Source organism: Parabacteroides sp. MSK.9.14 (assembly GCF_019041495.1).
GTDB lineage: Bacteria > Bacteroidota > Bacteroidia > Bacteroidales > Tannerellaceae > Parabacteroides > Parabacteroides merdae.
Map to the genome: position 1 here is coordinate 53,177 of NZ_JAHPXO010000023.1, position 19,146 is coordinate 72,322.

A 19,146-nucleotide genomic window follows, 5' to 3' on the forward strand; every position below is an offset into this window, starting at 1 on the left:
TCCGTTTTCAGGTTACCAATATCTGTCGTTCGGGTTCCCGTAAAGTGCCAGCACCCGGTGCGCGTCGCCCTTTTCGCGGCTGCGGATGAAGGACACGGAGATGGTCTTGCGCGTGTAATAGCGCGTGAGGTTGCGGTACTCCAGCATCTTCGTGTAAACCTGATCCACCACGTCCATCCGCTCCTTGTCCGAGAGCGAGAGGCCGTTGCCGCCGGTTATGACCGTCTTGAGTTCCGCCACCAGCGCACCGCCCTCCTCCAGCAACCGGGCGTAACCCGCCGAGATCGCCGCCAGCTCGTCCACCGTGAAGTTCGGGTCTGAAACCATACGGTTGAATCCCGAGGTGTAGATTTCCGTGATCTCGCTGACCATTTCGAGCGTCAGCTTCACCTTCCGGGCATCCTTGATGATGTTATGCACCGATTTGAGGGCGTCGTAGTAAGCCTTGCTCTGGTTATAAATCTTGATACTCTCTTGCAGCGACTTGACCATGTTGGTCGCCGTGGTCGAGCTTTGAACCGCGCTCTTGATGTTCTGAACGAGGTTCGACGGGTCGATGACCGTCCACTGCGCTTTTGCCTGGTACGTGAAGCAAAGAAGCCCCACGAACAGCGTTAAAATCAATCGTTTCATCCTTTTCATTATTTAATTCGTGAATACTTGGGCGGTCATTCCGACGCCCGGTAATAATCCCCGTAGGCGGAGAGCTGGAGCACCTCGCGCCCCGCATCGTAGGCCAGGGCGACATACCCGTAGAGGTCGAAGTAACGGATACCTCCCCAATACTTCCTCACGGGACGGGAGAAGCGTGTCCCGTCCTTGTAGGACACCTCCACGTAAAAACCGCCGCCCCGGCGTCCCGGGTTGCGGTAGATGCGAACCCGGGGAGAACCCGAGCGGCTTTCCCACTCGCCCGCCACCTCGTACAGCGCGAAGTCCAAACGCGCCGCCGTGGGGTCTGATCCGATACACTTGCGATACATGGCCTGCCCTCCCTTTAACGTTTGCCCTCGGCGAGCTGCCTGATCGCCAGTTCCATATCACCGCCCAGCTCGCCGGCAAGCCGCTGTACCTCCACTTTCTCCGTTTCCTCGGTCGTGTAGGCCAGGTACTCCGGGACGCTGACCTCCGTGGCATAGACCGCCGACTGAACGCCGCCCAGACCGATCCAGACCTCCTTGTATTTACGGGAAGGGTCGTTGGACTGGTTGATCGAGAGAATCTGCGCCTTCTCCTTGTCGGTCAGCCCCAACAAGGACTGAATCGCGTCGAAACGGTTCATGAACTTGCGCTGGTCGAGCAGGATCTTGCAGTCCGAGTTGTTGATGATCGCCTCCTTGACCACCGGGCTGGAAATGATGTCCTCGACCTCCTGCGTCACAACGATGGCCTCACCGTAGTATTTGCGGACGGTTTTATACATATAACGCAGATATTCAGCCATATTAGCCGTAGATAGCGCCTTCCAGGCCTCCTCGACTATGAGCTGTTTGCGTACCCCCTTGAGCCGTCTCATCTTGTTTATGAAAGCCTCCATGATGATGATGGTGACCACGGGAAAAAGCTCCTTGTTTTCCTTGATGGAATCCACCTCGAAGACCACGAAGCGCTTCGAGAGCAGGTCGATGTTGGCCCGGGAGTTCAGAAGGAAGTCGTAGCGTCCGCCCTTATAATACTGCCGCAGGGTGATGAGCATGTTGTCGATGTTGAAATCCTCGCGGCTGACCCGGATCTCCCGCTCCTCCAGCTCGCGGCGGTAGTCGTCCCGCAGGTACTCGTAGAAACTGTCAAAACACGGCACGATATTCCGGTCGGCGCGGATACGCTCGATATAGGCGTTCACGGCACTGCCCAGCTCGCCGCTCTCGGTCTTCGTGATCTTGTCGTCCTCGGTTTTCCAGAGTGTCAGCAGCAGCGTCTTGATGCTGTCCTTCTTCTCCACGTCGAAATAGTAGTCGTCGGTGTAGAACGGGTTGAAACTGATGGGATGTTCCTCGGTATAGGTAAAATACACGCCGTCCTCACCTTTGGTCTTACGCCGGATCAGCTCGCAAAGGCCCTGGTAGCTGTTACCGGTATCCACCAGCACGACATGCGTGCCCTGCTCCCAGTATTGGCGGACTAAATGATTCATAAAGAATGACTTGCCTGACCCCGAGCCGCCTAACACGAATTTATTCCTGTTGGTAATGATCCCTTTTTTCATCGGTTCGTCCGAGATGTCCAGGTGCAGGGGCCTGCCGCTTACGCGGTCGCACAGCTTGATGCCGAAAGGGCTGGACGAGGATTTATAGTTGGTTTCCTCCGTGAAGAAACAGACCGCGGGCTCGATGAACGTGTAGAACGATTCCTCGGCGGGGAAATCCCCCGCGTTGCCCGGCATACCCGCCCAGTAGAGCGTGGCGGCGTCCACGGTGTTGTGGCGCGGGCGGCACTCCATCAGAGCGAGCTGGCTGCCCACATCATTGCGGATATGCCGGAGCTCCTGCACGTCGTCCGACCAGGCCAGCACGTTGAAATGGGCCCGGACGGATTGAAGACCGAACGAGTGCGCCTCGTTGAGATACTGGTCGATCCACTCCTTGTTTATCTGGTTTCCGCGGGAGTAGCGGGAAAGGGACTGCATGTTGCGCGCACGTTTCTCGAACATACGCAGGTTTTCGTCGCTGTCTTCCAGGAACACGTACTGGTTGTAAAGGTGGTCGCAGGAAAGCAGAAGCCCCACGGGGGCCGCGAACGAGAGCAGGCAGTCCGAACGGTCGGTGGAAAGACGCTCGTAACGGGTATCCGTACCCACGCGCCCCGGCAGGTCTTCCGTGTCCGAGAGCGTGTGCAGGCACACCCGTTTGTTGCCCACGCGCAGAACCTCGGCCCCCAGCTCGATGTCCTGAAGAGAAGTCGTCTCCGAGAGCGAGAGGGAAAAGTACCGCTCCAGCAGGCCCGGACAATCCGCCGTACCCGTGATCTCGTCCCCCGTGAGGCGGACAAGGGTCAGGAAACCCGAATCGTTCAGAATACGCTCGAACTGTTCCGCCGCCTCCAGGAATTTTGTCGCCGATTCCCGGTTTACCTCTTTGGGAATGATGTTGCCCCGGCAGAGGGTCGAGAAGTCTGAACGCATGTGCATACGCTCCCTCGTCGTTTTCGTCAGGTAGAGGAAGCAGGCGTGGGTCAGGAACGGACGCTCGTTGAAATGCCGCTCGTAACTGCGGGAGAGGAAACTCATGTCCCCCTCGCCCGTGGCCGGGCGGTAACGCTCGCGGATGAACCAGTCCTGCTTGTGTACCACGCTGTATTCGGGCAAGACCTTCAGGGCCTTGCACCAGGCGGCGTGGATCGCCTCGTACTCGGCGGACGTGACGGTGAACAGCTCCGGGAGTTCGACCCGATAGGCGACCGTTATGTCCGCGTCCTTGCTGATGATACAACCGCCTTCCACGGCCAGGAGCGGGAACTTGCTTTCCAGCGTGGTGGCTTTCAAGATGTTTCTCATACGCGGCCCCCCTTTCTTTTCAGCAACCGGCGCAGGGACTTGCGGTTGAGCAGGTAGCGGGGATGCCGGCGCGCGGCGAACAGCTTCATCAGCCCGTGTTCCCCGTAACGGGCGTTCAGGCGGAAGGTAAGCCAGACCAGCACCGAAGCCGCCGCAACGCCGAAAGCGATACATACCCACTGATCGACCCCTGCCATGTAGAGGATGACGAACACCACGAAGACGGCCAGCAGGCCGCCCGCGAAGATGAAGAGGTACTGCGCCTTCAGGCCCCGGAACTCCACGCTCTTGCCGATTCCCTTGTTGATTCCATATTCCATAATTATTTGCATGACAGGTTGGACTACAAGAAGAAAGAGCGTAGGATCGTCGCGGCGACAATCAGGAAAATACACGCGCCGAACCAGCTCGCGGCGGTCTTCGACGTGTCGGGGTCGCCGCTCGAAAACTTGTTATAGACCTTGATCCCGCCGATAAGGCCGACCACAGCCCCAATCGCGTAGATGAGCTTCGTTCCGGGATCGAAGTAGCTGGTTACCATGTTGGTAGCCTCCGTAATGCCGGCGATGCCGTTGCCCTGCGCGAAAGCGGAGGAGATGGCGGCAAAGAGAAATGCCGCCGGAAGAAGAATCTTGTTCTTTCTCATAACTCGATAATGTTTGAATTGTGGCGCGGGGATGGATAGGCCCCGCACCGGGTTAAACTTCTTGATTCGGATTTTTTCAGTGGTTCGAGGATAGCCTCACGTGCTACCCGTAGTCTTTTTCTTTCATCGTGATGTCATTATGGGGTTAAACAAACTCACGGACGTCGAAACCCGTGGGAACCGAACCCTGCGGAGATGGGCTTTCCGCAGACCTCTCGGACATACGCCGGTGAAAGGCCGAGAGGTAGGTGTCGATCAGGGATTTTACCCTGTCGTTCCCGTCGGGGCGGCCCGAAACGATGACCTCGAACATGTCGGTCTGTTTCAGGCCCAGGAGGACACGTCCCGTTTCCTCCCTTTGCTCGTCTGTTGAAGGTGGATCATGTACCACGTGGCGGTAGGCTTCGCCCATCTGTTCAAAACTAACCCCCTGGGCAAGCGAGCGGCCCAAAAGGGGCAGCTCTTCGGTGTCGTCTTCATCCTCGTCATAATCCGGCTCCTCCGCGTCCGCATCCGGGAAAGATTCATCGTACAGCGGAAAGTCGATTTCCAGAGGTTCGTTAGGCTCCCACTCGGGAGCGACACCGAACACTTCATCCAGGTCTTCCGGCGGAATCTGCCGGGGGTGTTCGGGTACATTCGTGGGCACAAATATATCGGCTTTTTCCGTAACTTTTTCAGTTTCAGATTCTACGGCAGCTTGTGGCCGGGAGTGGCGCGGGTCGAGGACAAAGCGGCTCCTGCCGATGATCTCCTGCCGGCAGGGCGTGTCTTCGGCAACGATCCCGTCTGCCGGTTCGTTACGTTCCATCCGCCGCAGGCGGAAAAACGCCCACAAGGCATACCCCACGGCAAAGAGGGGCAGCAGCCACAACGCCCCGTTCATCGCTCCTCCGCTTTGGGTTGCCGGGAGGCCACGGCCTCGCGTTCCTCGAAAAGCCGCTCGATGGTTTCCCGGTTATCGTCCAGGTGCGCCTTGAGAACCTTGTCCACGTAGGCCGTGATCGTCACGTCGCCACGACCGATGACACGGGTGATCTCGCGGATACGCTCGTGATACGACGGACGTATCTTCACGTGCTTGTTACCGGCGAAAGGCAGCCGCAGCAGGCAGATGTAACGGGCCAGGTACTCGGCCTCGGGGGTGGGGACAGTCCCCACGGCGACCTCCCCCGAAGGGCCGTCGGGGACGATAAGGGTTTTCATCCTGCGCCGGTAGCGGCACACGCGGAAGATGAAGGGCACGGCGACGCAAAGGACGGCCGCCAGGATAACAGATAAAATAATTGCTTTGTCTGACATGATGGATTGTTTTTAATAGGTTGTAAATATTGGGTTCATAACTAAAAAATATCGGAGTTCCGTTTCTTGTAGAGTTCCGAAATTTCCTCCTGATAGGTCGCGAAATGCTGCTCCAGCACATTGTCCAGGTAGCTATACAGCGAGAGTTCGTTCTTACCGATAACCTGCACTATCCGGGTTATACGCTCGTGAAACTCCTTGCGGATATACACCGTTTTGCCGCTTCGGGTATTGGAGGGGGCGTTCCGGATAAAAAGACGCTCGTAATCCTGGCCTTTCCCTCTTCGGCGGCGTCCCTCCTCTTTCGTAGCCGGCGAGGCGGCGGCCTCGCCGGACGGTTCCGATAGAGCCGATGCCTCCTCCTCTTTTTCCGGCGTGTAAGGATGTAATGGCCGGTTTCGGCTTTTGGCCTGGCTGATGATGAAGGAAGCGTCCAAACCGTCGTCATGTTCTTTTCCGCTCATAAGATCCTACTTTAACAGTTCGATCAATTCATCCACGAGTTTATCCAGGTTGCTGCCCCGGATCAAAGAACGGTCTGCCGGGAAGAGCGTGGAGCGGAAGACAGAGCGACGGCTGGCGTTCTGCTCACGACGAAAACGCTTGGTGTCAGGCAGGAAGGTCTTCAGAACAGGAAGACCCAGCTCTTTCATTACCGCCTCGTAAACCTGATATAACTCTGTCTTTTCACGTCCGTCCACCATGTTCCATAGCATATACAGCCCTTTCATCCGGGACTTCTCGCGGCCCATGATATGCTCCTTTACCACAACCGCGTAATTCAGGGTGCTTTCCATGACAACCCGGTCGGCACTGATCGGGGCGACGAGATAATCCATTCCGGCCAGGGAATGAATCAGATCCTCGTTATTGATCGTACCGGGAAGGTCGAAGAACACATAATCGAAATCACCTTGCGGCAGGAGGTAGTCGGCATCGGCCAACGCCTCTTTCGTGTTGCTTTCCACGACAGGATAGGCTTTCTTTTGAAGCCGGGTGAATTGTTCGTAAGCTAACCTCTTGTAATGTTCGTCTTCGAGGGCAAGCTTCAGGTCACGTTCCCGCATCTCCACGATGGAGTGTTGGGGATAATCGCAGTCGATGACCGCGACATTGAAACCCTTTACATAGTGCAGGTAAGAGGCTGCCAGCACCGTGAGGGTGGTTTTGCCCGCTCCGCCTTTCTGGGTGGAGAAGGCCACGAATTTCGTTTTCTCTTTCATTGTTCCATGCGTTTTTAGTTATACAATCGGGTAATCGTTCATCTCTTCACGTATCCGGACAAGTGACGGCATGAGATTTTATGCTGGTATGCCGGCACGCATATATGCTGGTGCGCTGGCAGGCTGTTACGCCGGTATGCCGGTGCATGGGCGCGTGTCCGATTTTATACTCATGCGCAACCGCATTTGCTTATCCGGACAAAGACCCGCTTTTTCCTCTGCACACGATGTTTTCTGCATCCGTCCACACGTGTGCGGACAGGGGGATGTGTCATTGCCCGTATCCGTTCTCACGTGCAAAGTAAACCCTTAAAAACACGGGTTGTATGCTCTTTTTCCGCTATGGCCGCGTGTGGCGTCAAAGTGGACGCAAGTGGCGTAATCGCTTATGGCACAAGTGATTGAATAGGTCGGTATCTTTGCCTCGTGAACGATCCCGACGCTAATGAAGCCGTCCTTGCCCCGTTTTACGGCGGCTCTTTCAATGTTCTGTCCGCGAGCGGGCAGAAGGTATTTGCAAAGGGCAAATAGCAAGCTGTGTTTTCTGCTGCACGATTCTCGTTTTGCAGCAGAAAACAGCTTGCCCGCAAGGGAGAGAAAGCACCTCCGGAGTCGGTGCTTTTCAGAAGGGCGGCAAGCCGCGAAGGGATCGGAATTTTCAGAAACCGGTGGGGCCCTGGCCTCTCCTTAAAATTTCGATGCGATGGAAAAGAACAGAAAGCCCCGAGGGGGCAAAGGGGGACGACCCGCGAAAAACGACCCGGCCGTTTACCGCTTTTCGGTAAACTTTTCAGCCGTGGAACATGCCCGTTTCCTCGACCTTTACGAGCAGTCCGGGCTATTGTCCAAAGCCGCTTTTATCAAAGCGAGAGTGTTCAACGAGGCGTTCCGGGTGGTAAAGACCGACCGGGGAACGCTCGAATACGTGGCGAAGCTGACCGCTTTCCACGCCCAATTCCGTGCCGTGGGAACGAATTACAACCAGGTGGTGAAGGAGCTGCACGCGCATTTTTCCGAGAAGAAAACACTCGCGCTGCTCTATAAACTGGAGAGAGCGACACGTGAACTGGCGGCCGTCGGGCAGCAGGTCGTGTCGCTCTCCGAAGAGTTCAAACAGCGATGGTAGCCAATATCACCACCGGAAAAGACGTGTACGGCGCGCTGGCGTACAACCAGGAGAAAGTCGATCGGGGCGACGGGAAGGTACTGCTGACCCACATCGTGAGAGAGCCGGCGGATGGGCGCTTCAACGTGGCCGCGACGGCAGAAGACCTCCTGCGCTGGATGCCCTCGCACTACCGGACGGAAAAACCCGTCGTGCACGTATCGCTCAACCCGGCTCCCGAAGACCGCCTCGACGACGGGCAGCTCGCGGAGATAGCCAGGGCCTACATGGAGCGCATGGGTTGGGGAGGACAACCTTATATCGTATTCAAGCATACCGACATCGGACGGGAGCATATCCATATCGTGTCGGTGCAGGTGGCCCAGGACGGGCGCAAGATAAACGACAGCAGGCGCAACGAACGCAGCGTGGCCGTTACCGAGGAACTGGAACGGGAGTACGGACTGCATCCCGCCAAAGGGAGAAGGCGGGAGAAAGGGCAAGGGATCGTCCCCGCCGATTACACGCGGGGCGACCTGAAACGCCAGGTGGCAGCGGTAATAAAACCGGCCGTGGCGACATACCGCTTCCAGACCCTCGGTGAGTTCCGGGCATTGCTGTCCTTATATAATATAGGTATAGAGGAAGTCCGGGGAGAGCGGAACGGAACCCCCTACCGGGGATTGCTCTACACGTTGCTGGACGAGAACGGGGACAAGGCAGTGGCCGCGCCGCTCAAATCCTCACTGTTCGGTAAAGAGGTCGGGTATGACGGGCTGGAACGGCACATGGAGCGCAGCGCCGAACGGTTCGGGAAGGACAACACGAGGAGGCAAATCCGTGGCCGGGTCGATAAAGCGCTTCGGGGAGAACCCACGGAGGAAGAACTGCGCGAACGCCTGCGGGGAGCCCGGGTGGATCTCTACATACGACGCAACGAAAACGGCCGCATCGTGGGTGTGACGTTCATTGACCACGAAACACGGACGGTCGTGAACGGATCACGGCTGGGAAAGGCATACTCGGCCAACGCCTTCGAGCTGCGCTTCGGCGGAAAACGGAATCCCGGAGAAAACACGAGGGACTTGTCCCCGAAACAAGCGCCTGCCGGACGGAACGGGCAACGGAAGCGGAATACCTCACGACGGAGGAAAGTATAACATCTCAATTATCATTCATTTATTAAATCTTACGGTTATGCAACAGGAAGACGACCTTCGGGGTCTTGCAAAAACAATGGATTTCATGCGGGCATTGAGTATCTTGTTCGTGGTTATCAACATCTACTGGTTCTGCTACGGGCAGATACGGGAATGGGGAATCAATATCGGCGTGGTCGATAGGATTCTGCTGAACTTCGACCGCACCGCGGGGCTGTTCCGGAATATACTATGGACGAAACTTTTCGCCGTCGTGTTCCTCGCCCTTTCATGCCTCGGGACAAAAGGAGTAAAAGAGGAGAAAATTACCTGGCGGAAAATCACGGCATCGCTGGCCACGGGAGGCGTGCTGTTCTTCTTCAACTGGTGGCTGCTGGACTTGCCGCTGACGGCAACGGCGAACGCGGCTTTCTACATACTGACCCTATCGGCCGGGTATATCTGCCTCTTGATGGGCGGCGTGTGGATGTCCCGCCTGCTGAAGAACAATCTCATGGATGACCCTTTCAACAACGAGAACGAATCATTCCAGCAGGAAACACGCCTGATCGAGAACGAGTACTCCATAAATCTGCCGACGAAATTTTACTATAACAAACAGTGGAACAACGGGTTCGCCAATGTCGTAAACCCGCAAAGGGCTTGCATCTGCATGGGAAGCCCGGGTAGCGGAAAGAGTTATTGTGTTGTAAACCAGTTTATTAAACAGCAAATCGAAAAGGGCTATACCCAATACATCTATGACTACAAGTTTCCCGATCTTTCGGAAATCGCCTACAACCACCTGCTGAATCACCAGAAAGGTTACAAGAAAATCCCGACTTTCTACGTCATAAATTTCGACGACCCGCGCCGCTCGCACCGCTGTAACCCCATTCACCCGGACTTCATGACCGATATTTCGGACGCCTACGAGAGCGCCTATACCATCATGCTCAACCTGAACCGAAGCTGGGTGCAGAAGCAGGGCGATTTTTTTGTGGAAAGCCCCATTATCCTTTTCGCGGCCGTGATCTGGTTCCTGCGCATCTACGACAACGGGCGGTATTGTACCTTCCCGCACGCCATCGAGTTCCTGAACAAGCGGTACGAGGATATTTTCCCGATTCTGACATCCTACCCGGAACTCGAAAACTACCTCAGCCCCTTTATGGATGCCTGGCTCGGAGGCGCTCAAGACCAGCTCCAGGGCCAGATAGCATCGGCCAAAATTCCGCTTTCCCGCATGATTTCGCCCCAGCTATATTGGGTCATGTCGGGCGATGACTTCACGCTCGACATCAATAACCCGGACGATCCCAAGATACTCTGCGTGGGGAACAATCCCGACAGGCAAAACATTTACGGAGCGGCTTTGGGATTGTATAATTCCCGGATTGTCAAGCTCATAAATAAGAAAGGTCAGCTCAAATCGGGCATCATCATCGACGAGCTGCCGACAATCTACTTCAAGGGACTCGACAACCTGATCGCCACGGCCCGAAGCAACAAGGTCGCCGTGCTGCTGTGCTTCCAGGATTTTTCACAGTTGAAGAGGGACTACGGGGACAAGGAGGCCGCCGTCGTGATGAACACGGTGGGCAACATCTTCTCCGGGCAGGTCGTAGGTGAAACGGCCAAGACACTCTCGGAACGGTTCGGTAAGGTATTGCAGAAGCGGCAGAGCATGACGTTGAGCCGCAGCGACAAATCGACATCCATATCCACGCAGCTGGACAGCCTGATCCCGGCCTCGAAGATCTCGACGCTCACGCAGGGAATGTTCGTCGGGGCTGTGGCGGACAATTTCGACGAACGTATCGAGCAGAAGATTTTCCACTGCGAGATTGTCGTGGACAACGAAAAAGTGAAAGCGGAAACGGCCCGGTACAAGAAGATACCACAAATTACCGACTTCACGGACGAGAACGGGACGGATCACATGAAACAGGTCGTGCAGGAAAACTACGAACGTATCAAGGCAGAGGCCGGCCGCATCGTCGCCGAGGAACTGGAACGTATCAAGAACGACCCGGTGCTTTGCAAGCTCCTGCCGGAACAGAACTAAATGAACACAAACACCCTGCAAACAACCTCCGTGACCTTAACGGGGGCTGTTTCCTGGTTTTATAACCGCACAGCTGGTGTTTTGGAGCATAAAGTAGTGATTATGTGAACGGAAAACATTATTTTTGTGTTCGGAATCCTTTTAATTATAAGTATGACAGTTACCGATATATACGAAGCAATGAACAGCAAGGCGGAAGCGTTTTTCGAGTGGTTGCAGGCTCACCCGAAATACGGGTTGCTGTTTGGTGTCGGGTTGCTTGCCCTATGGCTTGCAGGGTTGCTGTTCCGTTGGAAATGGGCGTGTCATTGGCAGTTTAACAGCAAACTGTGGTTATTTGACGATTGCAAGCCTGAAACACGCCGCAGGGTTCAGATTGTGTTGGTCAGCGTTCTGATTATACTTATATTGGTTGGTTTCTTTGTATGGAGGTGAGAGCATGGATAAGGCCAATCGCAAATACCGGATCTGCTTCATCGACTATATGTGGTATGTAGCCGAGATATGGCACGAAAGGGAGCGTACCAATCTCAACGGACGTATGCTACTGTTTTGGTGCTGGCTCTTCGTCCTACTCATACCGCTTGGGTTTCCACCGATATTGCGCCTTTTCGGCTGGATGATTGGTTTGGCCATAGTGATTCCTCTCTGCTTTCTTCCCGATTTATTCTGCAAGCTACGCTATACAGCCGGACGGCGTGAAGCGCTCCGTGAACATTACGGGAAGATGAAACATCCCGGCAGGAAGCTCGCCAAAATAGTTCTTATCGCTATCGCCCTGATCGTGGCAAATGTAGCGCTGATGTTCCACCTCGGATTTATACATTGGGCATGATGAAACGGCAGGAGAATAAGCAACGGTTTTATCTCTGGGATTACCTCTGGTGGGTCGGAGAGCGGTTGCACGAATACCACCTTCGCATCACAGGAGAGAGTATGCTGTTTATGTATTTCAATTTTTTGTTGTTTGTTCCGGTCATGTCGTTGCTTGCGTTTGCGAGGGTTTACCATACGTTTCAGCAATGTATGTGGGGTATCTATTTAGTCCTTGCACTGGTGTATGTGATATGGGGTGAAAAGCTTTACGGAGTCCGCAGGCGCAAAGCCGTCATGAGCCACTATGCTGATAGAAGATTCAAGCCTGCAACAGGTTTTCTCCTTTTCTTCCTGCCAGTAATGTTTTTTGTGGCTATGATTATCACAATCGTTTCATTGATGAAATAAATAACGGCATGAAGAATAACGGCAGACAACGGTTCTATCTCTGGGACTACCTCTGGTGGATGGGCGAGAAATTGGAACAAGCAAGACGAACAGGCAGGGTCGATGGCGAAATGATGCTCTCGATTTATATCTTCGCTCTTTTGATATTCCCTATGATGACTGTTACTATCCGGCTTTTTCCAGGTGTGTCGGCATTGTTGCCATGTGTCGTTTTTAGCATTGTCACATTTGCCGTTATGTCGCTCGTCAGCAGGATTTACAAATGGCGAGGCAAAGCAGTGATGTCTCACTATGCCAAGTGCAGGTTTAACGAACTCCTTGCGGTTCTGTTATTTTTCCTTGCGATAGCCATTATCTGCTTTATGATGTATCTTCTTGACAAAAAGTGATACATACTTTGATACGAACTCCGGGCCGTTATATCGAATGGTCTAACTCGATGTACCAGTTTCCCTTGATGGGCTTGTAAAGCGTGGTGTCGTTGTACGTCCTGCGGTAGATCTCGTTCAGGTCGCCATGTTCGGTGATACGGATATTCCGACGGCTTCTCAATCCGGGATCGTAAACGAAACTCTTGGACGTTCCGGCATCCACGATGCCGTGGGAGTAGTACGGCATAACGAGGCTCACATATACCGAATCTGCCGTTCCCCATTCCCTGCGATCAACAAGGATAAAACCGCATCCAATCTCTGATAACAGGGAGTCGAGTAGGATTCGCTCCGGCTTCAACAGTCCATATACCGGGATGTTTTGTTCATCATTCGTTTCATGGGATGTATCGCTTTGTTCTGTTGAATCAAGTATAATGACCTCTTCCGGAGAAAGCGGCGGGTAGTGAAAACTACCTTCTGAACTCTCTGCCATGATTTCGTACACCTTACGGAACGCCACCTCGTGCGTGGTGAAATGGCGTATCATTTCCTCGTCCGACGGCGGCATGGGAGGCTCTCCGCAGCTTGCGGCAAGCAGGATTACAAATAACAGGATTATGATTGGTGTTCTCATTTTCTAATGTTTAATGCTTGGCGGATAACCGACCTTTTCAGAGGAGGCTCATCCGCTTGTTATCAATGGTTTTACTTTGTGCAATCAATTAACTTTTTTATTTCTTCGACACGTTTTGCATCGGTAAACGATTTAGATTTAAAATAATTATCTGTAAATTCCTGATTTTTAATTCGTAATATTCGTTCTCTTAACAACGGAACTAAAACTATGGAATCGAGATTTTGAAATCGTTCCTTATATTTTATCAATATCTCTTCCAAACGATTAAAAACAGCATCGCAAAGTTGACATCTCATTTCATTTTCTGACAACTCTATATACTCATCCAAAGCCAACATTTGATCTATGTTAAGTATATCTTTTTTTTGAATATATCGAGCATACGATTTTAAGCTATTTTTTTTAATATCTTCTCTGCGAAATAATCTTAAAACAATAGCTAATGATATATGGTGTTTATCTATTCTTTGCACCTGATTAGATATTTCCTCTTGCCAAATCATATCCCCCAAGTTGGTAGCTATATAGTTTACAACTTTGTCTTGTTTCACATTGGCTTCAAAACTTCCAGCCCACCTTAAATCATATGTTATTGATAAAAAAACTCCCATATTATTTATTCCGTTAAAAACAAACTACATTTTTAGACATCTTTATTGATAATGGTTTGCAGCGTTCCGCCTTATTCAGTCGGTAGTGCTGTTTGTTATAAACTCTTTTTTCTTTATTCTTTTGCCGTTACATGTAAAGCCATAAGTAAAAGCTGCATCTATGGCTTGTTTTGCACTCTCAAGAATATAATGATACAAATTATCATATTTACTAAAGCATGGAGAAAGAATGTAGAAGTTTTTAATATTTAAAGGAATATAAATCCCCGTCATATCGGATATTCCATAGCGTGCTTCCTCCAAATTTGGTACTGGTATGGAAATAGATATTTCAAACTCTTTATTAGATGGGAAACGTTTTGCCCGTTTGAAAATCCCAATCCCCCCATTAGTATTTCGAAGATTTATCTGTATGAGAAGTTTCCAATCTCCCAAATCATCTAAGTTGATTTGGTTATTGTAATCTTCCATATAACCATTCAACTCTCGGTAAATTGAGCGCAGTAAGTCCAATTCTCCAAGTTCGGGGATTTCACTACTTATTAAAACTGCATATTGATTATTCATACATTCATCCTTATATCCAGAGTTTATAATGTTTGGCAGCGTTCCGCTTTTTAGTCGGTTTGCTGTTTGTTAGTCGCTTATTCCCATTCAAATGTTGATAAGTAACGAAGACCATTATAGTCCGCAATCTCTTCAACATATTTTTTAGGTATGCCAAGATGACCTTTCATGTTTTCTTTAAGAATAAAAACTTTTTGGTTTTTCTTTTTATCTCTAAAACCATTCGGGATATAGCAGAAAGTACAATTATTTGAGGCATTATTAAGGCCATTTCTATTTAATGATTTTTCAACCCAACAATCAAGTACATTATTGTCTATTATAACTGATTGAATTAATTGAACAGAATTCATTGTACATGTTTTGTCAATTTTAATTCTTAAAAACTCTGGATAATAGAATTTTATACCTAAGTCTTTACAGAACTGACAACGATGTTCGGGATTGGGACGCTTTTTGCTCTGACCGGATTCATACGCTTCCAACTCCTTGAGGTATTGCTCTTGATTAAAATACTCCATAAATTCGGTTTCATTTTTATCGGTATGCCCAATCCATGTCATATATTTCAAACCGGCAGTCGAGGCTGTTGTACCAGTCGGATTAAGTTCAAAAATAAAAGAGCCCAAGAAGGATACCGATACGGTATTCGTCGCTTTCTGCAATGATATACCCTCATGGCTATTATACATGATTGCCGCATTTGCGACAGTTATTTTTTTCGCTCTTAGTATTTCCTTGATTTTATCTGTGTCTGCCGGAATAACATTCAACAGATTCTCAAGTCCTTCAGAAGAATATTTCATAATAAGAGAATCTTCGTCATAGTCCATTACACCAAGCTCTTTACAGAACTGGCAACGAAGTTCCTTATTGTCTTCATCGTATTCTTTCCACCATTGACGGAAAGCCGATTGATCCATATATTTCTCAAAGTCAGCTTCGGAATCGAATTGACCGACCCATATCATTATCTTGCTCATTTTCTTTTTTTATTTTTCAAGCGACTAATGTTCGGTGGATAATCCTCATTAAAGGAGATTGATCCGCTTGTTATCTGCCCGCTTTATTCCTCTTCTTCGATGAAATGATTTATAAAGTAATTGAATGACTGGGCGATGTAACGAGTATTTGTTTCAAAGTTGTATTCTCTTGAAGCGTTTTCGTCCCACTCGTCAGTCAAGTAATAGTAAATCTTTTTATTCTTCAAGTTCAACGCATAATAGTTTCCACCCGAATCCATAGCAAAAGGCAACAGGTTGCATGGCATTAAATTCCTACTCCATATACCTTTGGCTATGACTTCAATTGTTTCAAAAGCATTGGTGCGTTCCTTTATCGGAAAGAACGCATTTATCTCCACCCGATCCAAATCCTCGTCCTGCGGTTGATAACAATATGGTGATGGCATACCACCGTTGAACTTGAGGTAAAAGTTCTTCATGCCTGCCGGAATTTTTACATTCAACTCAACCTCAAAATTCTTTATATCTTCTTTTGTTAGCGAAGCCGAACAGTCCGAAAGTTCAGGCATTACACCTGCTGTTTCCGTTTGTCCCTCTTCGATTTCTTCTATTGCTGGAATTGCTTTGTGCCCGTCCAAAACAACGAGATTGTCAAAGAAATCATCTATTGAATTTGCAACAAGTCGTGGCTCTTCAAAATTGAAGATTACATCTTGCATCCCCACAATAGGGTAAAGATAGATCTTTCCATTAACCAAGTCTATGGTAATCCGACCTTCATCGGTAGATTCCATAGCAAAAATAAGAATGCTATCAGATATAGCTCCTGCTTTTCTTAACTCTAATGTTTCGCCTTCTGCCGTATATCTGGGGTCATTCTTAAAATCCTTGTTATATTTGAATGGGAAGAAATCTTCAATTTCCACCTCTTGATATTTATTTATGCTTGCGGTCTGTTTCGTAGAACCTCCATTATATTGTAAATAGAACTCTTTCAGTCTTTCCGGCAAGGCATAACCCAATTTGCTCTCTATTTCTTCAAAATCTTTGAGAGTAAGACTTTTTTGGCAATTTTCTAATTCTATTTTCATATTCATTCTTTTTATGGGCAGATAATGTTCGGCGGATAATCTCTCTTACGGAGATTTATCCATTTGTTACCGATGTGCCATTTATTTCTATTTCTTTAAATTTTAAAAACTCATTTGCCTTATACAAATGAAGTAATTGCATTTTCATATTTTCATTGACAATGTTTTTATAAAAACCGTATTTATTCCACCCTTTTAAAAAGAACCCATCTACAGATGAAGGTATTTTAGACATATCTAACACAAGTGTACTCATGCATTCAAATTCTTCTCGTTTGGAATGAATATTGTCAACACAATCAATTACTTCATTAAAAATAATTGCCATATAATCAAGTGGGAAATCTCCATGTACTGAAACCCTTTTTAAAGAAATTCCTTTTATGGAGGACAATTCGTTTATATTCAATATATCTTCTCTGACAAGAAACAAATGGCTGACTTCAGCAAATTCTGGCATTCTTATTTGCCCAAATCCAGATATACTTTTAGCGATTAGCCCCTTACCTTTGATAAGAGCTTTTATTTGATACCTTTCCGATGAAGATGAATCTATAATTCTTTGAAAATTAATTTCTTTATCTTCATATATAAACTCCCACGAATATGTAATACATTTCTTCCATATTCGATTTTCTCCATTCAAGTATATTTTATACCATTTCATATTGTCATTGTTAATCGGTAATGGTTGGTGGCTAACCGACCTTTTTCTGGGGAGGTTTAGCCGCATGTTAATCGTCTTTATTGGATTGAATGTATTATTAAAGATACTTCGTCTTTTTGGTAATGATAAGTTTTTATTATACAAGATGTTTTTTGTAGTGATAAAAACACTTTAACCGATGCTTCACAATAGGGAGACAAAGAATCAAATAGGACTAATTCAGTAGAATCCCATTTTACTTCAACTTCTTCTATCGGTTCTGCTCCAGTTACTATATCATTCTCCAGAAGTTTTTCCACCGTTAGATAATCGGGAGCATACTTCCAACGAATTATTAAGATTGCTCCATCTTTATTTACTATGCGTGTAGCCATCGGTTCATCTCCCATTACCAATAGGACATGATTGTCTATATAGATTTTCCCCAAGTAATCTGTTACGCTACATATAGCATTGTAGTCTTCTTGACCGTTCCATTGATGGGCATATTGTTGCTCAACAATGACAAATGGGCTTCCTTCTGTTGCAATCCAATTATTCATATTTTTTCTCAGCGATTAATGTTCGGCAGCGTTCCGCTTATTCAGTCGGTCTGCTGTTTGTTATCAACTTATATTTTGTCTGACAACACCATGTTCATAAGCCAAACTATCACATTCTTTTTGCATATTGGTCAGAACATCTTCGACCACTTTTAAGGAAACTTCTTGTGGTACATTTATGGATACGAATGAAGGGAGATTAGAAATCTCTACCTTGCATCCCATATCAAGTAGTTTGTCTCTGACCATCTGCATACGTTTATCGTTAAAATGTACCCTCAATGTGCTATTTCCAGAGGGATTCACTATGGATTGAAAATGATATTCGCCATCTTCTTCTGTAACACATATCTCATCCCCCAAACTGATTCCATAGGTATAGAATGGCACATTATCGACAATATAAGTATCATTACTTGCCTTTTTGCACCACAAACCTTCAATAGAAAATGGTGGATAGCCATCTTCATCTTGTTCCAAGTGAAATAGCACTTTTATATGTTTGTCTTTTTTCATTTTATTCATTAATAAGTTGATAATGGTTTGCAGCGTTCCGCTTATTCGGTCGGTTTGCTGCTTGTTACTAACGCTTTATTTTTTATTCCAATACTCTTGCATCCAACTTTCATATTCCAAAGGATATATTTCATTGGCAGAATTTAGTTTATCATTGATATTCAATTTTCGTTTGGATTTAGCGGATTCTGTTTTCAGCAGGGAAAGTCCTTCTATTAACTTTCTCGCATCATCTTTCAAACGAAACCACCTTTGCCAATCGTTTTTTGTCATTTCCGCTTCTCGTTGCTTCTGATATTCTTTACGTTTAGCCGTCTGTTCTAATTGAAGTAAGAGATTTTCATCTGCAACAAATATTGGGACTTCTTGGAAAATAAGCAGATCAGAATAATGTTTAGATAAAACGTCTTTAGCCTTTTCACTGACATAAATTTCAGAGCAGAAGTCGCAAAAAATCCTATCAATGAAAATATCCAATCCTGAAAGGCTTTGTTCTACTAACTTGGCAGAACCACGTTCTTGCTCGCAATAAAGCAGTCCGTCCTTTTGAGGTATCAACGCAAATAAATTCCCTATTTGCTCCGCTACCGTTTCGTTATGTTTGCGCCGTGTAATATATTCTTCCGCATCCATACTTCCAGACGGATATATCAAAGGCTCCGGTGATTGTAAATCCCAGTTCTCCCAATCCAATTTTACAATCTTTTCCTTGTTTACCGGTTGAAGGACAAAGCCTGTAAGATTTGATTCTATAATATACTGTAAAACATCCTCCTTGACAATTAACACAGGACTTTCTCTGTTATATTGAGAGCGGTAGATAGAAGGGCAAAACGCTCCGGTTCTAAAAATCATGTGGGAGTTTGTATCTTTATCATAACAGTAAATACCTTGCCACAGCATTTCTCCATAACTTCCCCAAGGCATTATTCTATTTTTTACAGTATAATATTTCATCTTTCTTTATTTTATGCGT

Annotated in this window: 25 protein-coding genes; 7 read left to right on the plus strand and 18 right to left on the minus strand. The window is 48.4% G+C overall.

What is annotated here, in order from left to right; genetic code table 11:
- Positions 1–12: 12 nt before the first annotated feature.
- The 9 genes from KTG12_RS13080 to KTG12_RS13120 form a co-directional block, all read right to left on the minus strand.
- Positions 13–633 carry a DUF4141 domain-containing protein gene (locus tag KTG12_RS13080; protein ID WP_004295452.1) on the minus strand — a complete coding sequence of 207 codons (621 nt, stop codon included), beginning with the start codon at positions 631–633 and terminating at the stop codon, positions 13–15.
- Positions 634–668: 35 nt separating this feature from the next.
- Positions 669–983, minus strand: coding sequence for a DUF3876 domain-containing protein (locus KTG12_RS13085; RefSeq protein ID WP_004303798.1), 315 nt, complete (start codon positions 981–983; stop codon positions 669–671).
- A gap of 14 nt (positions 984–997) precedes the next feature.
- A complete protein-coding gene (locus tag KTG12_RS13090) occupies positions 998–3,493 on the minus strand; it encodes a TraG family conjugative transposon ATPase (protein ID WP_009132159.1) in 2,496 nt (831 codons plus the stop codon).
- Positions 3,490–3,816 carry a DUF4133 domain-containing protein gene (locus KTG12_RS13095; protein WP_029427933.1) on the minus strand — a complete coding sequence of 109 codons (327 nt, stop codon included), beginning with the start codon at positions 3,814–3,816 and terminating at the stop codon, positions 3,490–3,492. Before KTG12_RS13095 ends, KTG12_RS13090 begins: the two co-directional genes overlap by 4 nt.
- A 20-nt stretch (positions 3,817–3,836) precedes the next feature.
- Positions 3,837–4,139: a DUF4134 domain-containing protein gene (locus tag KTG12_RS13100; protein WP_004303800.1), complete on the minus strand. Its 303-nt coding sequence runs from the start codon at positions 4,137–4,139 to the stop codon at positions 3,837–3,839.
- A 145-nt stretch (positions 4,140–4,284) separates the two neighbouring features.
- Positions 4,285–5,025, minus strand: coding sequence for a hypothetical protein (locus KTG12_RS13105; RefSeq protein ID WP_141404830.1), 741 nt, complete (start codon positions 5,023–5,025; stop codon positions 4,285–4,287).
- Complete coding sequence (locus KTG12_RS13110; RefSeq protein ID WP_004295458.1) at positions 5,022–5,441, minus strand: DUF3408 domain-containing protein; 420 nt, start codon at positions 5,439–5,441, stop codon at positions 5,022–5,024. Before KTG12_RS13110 ends, KTG12_RS13105 begins: the two co-directional genes overlap by 4 nt.
- 41 nt (positions 5,442–5,482) lie before the next feature.
- Positions 5,483–5,905, minus strand: a complete 423-nt coding sequence (locus tag KTG12_RS13115; RefSeq protein WP_004319163.1) for a DUF3408 domain-containing protein — start codon at positions 5,903–5,905, stop codon at positions 5,483–5,485.
- A gap of 6 nt (positions 5,906–5,911) precedes the next feature.
- Positions 5,912–6,664, minus strand: a complete 753-nt coding sequence (locus KTG12_RS13120) for a ParA family protein (RefSeq protein WP_004295460.1) — start codon at positions 6,662–6,664, stop codon at positions 5,912–5,914.
- A gap of 703 nt (positions 6,665–7,367) precedes the next feature.
- Here KTG12_RS13120 and mobA point away from each other — a divergent pair.
- The 7 genes from mobA (at position 7,368) to KTG12_RS13155 (ending at position 12,589) form a co-directional block, all read left to right on the plus strand.
- Positions 7,368–7,790, plus strand: a complete 423-nt coding sequence (gene mobA / locus KTG12_RS13125) for a conjugal transfer protein MobA (protein ID WP_004295462.1) — start codon at positions 7,368–7,370, stop codon at positions 7,788–7,790.
- The gene (gene mobB / locus KTG12_RS13130) at positions 7,784–8,929 is read left to right on the plus strand and encodes a conjugal transfer protein MobB (protein WP_216945452.1); all 1,146 of its coding nucleotides are present in this window, start codon (positions 7,784–7,786) and stop codon (positions 8,927–8,929) included. The genes mobA and mobB overlap by 7 nt, the downstream gene beginning before the upstream one ends.
- Before the next feature lie 37 nt (positions 8,930–8,966).
- A complete protein-coding gene (mobC, locus tag KTG12_RS13135) occupies positions 8,967–10,976 on the plus strand; it encodes a conjugal transfer protein MobC (protein WP_007662663.1) in 2,010 nt (669 codons plus the stop codon).
- Positions 10,977–11,129: 153 nt separating this feature from the next.
- Positions 11,130–11,411, plus strand: a complete 282-nt coding sequence (locus KTG12_RS13140) for an Imm17 family immunity protein (RefSeq protein WP_004295465.1) — start codon at positions 11,130–11,132, stop codon at positions 11,409–11,411.
- A gap of 4 nt (positions 11,412–11,415) precedes the next feature.
- Positions 11,416–11,811, plus strand: a complete 396-nt coding sequence (locus KTG12_RS13145) for a hypothetical protein (protein ID WP_216945453.1) — start codon at positions 11,416–11,418, stop codon at positions 11,809–11,811.
- The gene (locus KTG12_RS13150; protein WP_117929082.1) at positions 11,808–12,200 is read left to right on the plus strand and encodes a hypothetical protein; all 393 of its coding nucleotides are present in this window, start codon (positions 11,808–11,810) and stop codon (positions 12,198–12,200) included. Before KTG12_RS13145 ends, KTG12_RS13150 begins: the two co-directional genes overlap by 4 nt.
- An 8-nt stretch (positions 12,201–12,208) precedes the next feature.
- On the plus strand, positions 12,209–12,589 hold the full coding sequence (locus KTG12_RS13155; RefSeq protein WP_009123651.1) for a hypothetical protein: 381 nt from the start codon (positions 12,209–12,211) through the stop codon (positions 12,587–12,589).
- Between the two features lie 28 nt (positions 12,590–12,617).
- Here KTG12_RS13155 and KTG12_RS13160 read toward each other — a convergent pair whose 3' ends face one another.
- The 9 genes from KTG12_RS13160 to KTG12_RS13200 all read right to left on the minus strand — a co-directional run bounded on the left by KTG12_RS13160 (position 12,618) and on the right by KTG12_RS13200 (position 19,127).
- The gene (locus KTG12_RS13160) at positions 12,618–13,208 is read right to left on the minus strand and encodes a DUF4948 family protein (RefSeq protein ID WP_216945454.1); all 591 of its coding nucleotides are present in this window, start codon (positions 13,206–13,208) and stop codon (positions 12,618–12,620) included.
- Positions 13,209–13,279: 71 nt separating this feature from the next.
- Complete coding sequence (locus tag KTG12_RS13165; protein ID WP_029427363.1) at positions 13,280–13,822, minus strand: hypothetical protein; 543 nt, start codon at positions 13,820–13,822, stop codon at positions 13,280–13,282.
- 75 nt (positions 13,823–13,897) lie between these two features.
- Positions 13,898–14,389 carry an Imm9 family immunity protein gene (gene imm9 / locus KTG12_RS13170; protein ID WP_004295321.1) on the minus strand — a complete coding sequence of 164 codons (492 nt, stop codon included), beginning with the start codon at positions 14,387–14,389 and terminating at the stop codon, positions 13,898–13,900.
- Between the two features lie 77 nt (positions 14,390–14,466).
- The gene (locus tag KTG12_RS13175) at positions 14,467–15,372 is read right to left on the minus strand and encodes an immunity 22 family protein (protein WP_009017660.1); all 906 of its coding nucleotides are present in this window, start codon (positions 15,370–15,372) and stop codon (positions 14,467–14,469) included.
- A gap of 83 nt (positions 15,373–15,455) precedes the next feature.
- Positions 15,456–16,451 (minus strand): SMI1/KNR4 family protein, encoded by a 996-nt coding sequence (locus tag KTG12_RS13180; protein ID WP_041926197.1) that lies wholly within the window; start codon positions 16,449–16,451, stop codon positions 15,456–15,458.
- Between the two features lie 49 nt (positions 16,452–16,500).
- On the minus strand, positions 16,501–17,112 hold the full coding sequence (locus KTG12_RS13185; protein ID WP_041926317.1) for a hypothetical protein: 612 nt from the start codon (positions 17,110–17,112) through the stop codon (positions 16,501–16,503).
- 77 nt (positions 17,113–17,189) lie between these two features.
- Complete coding sequence (locus tag KTG12_RS13190; RefSeq protein ID WP_009316589.1) at positions 17,190–17,654, minus strand: Imm21 family immunity protein; 465 nt, start codon at positions 17,652–17,654, stop codon at positions 17,190–17,192.
- A 63-nt stretch (positions 17,655–17,717) separates the two neighbouring features.
- The gene (locus KTG12_RS13195; RefSeq protein WP_224262761.1) at positions 17,718–18,170 is read right to left on the minus strand and encodes a DUF4265 domain-containing protein; all 453 of its coding nucleotides are present in this window, start codon (positions 18,168–18,170) and stop codon (positions 17,718–17,720) included.
- Between the two features lie 75 nt (positions 18,171–18,245).
- Complete coding sequence (locus KTG12_RS13200; RefSeq protein WP_070782544.1) at positions 18,246–19,127, minus strand: hypothetical protein; 882 nt, start codon at positions 19,125–19,127, stop codon at positions 18,246–18,248.
- Positions 19,128–19,146: the final 19 nt, after the last annotated feature.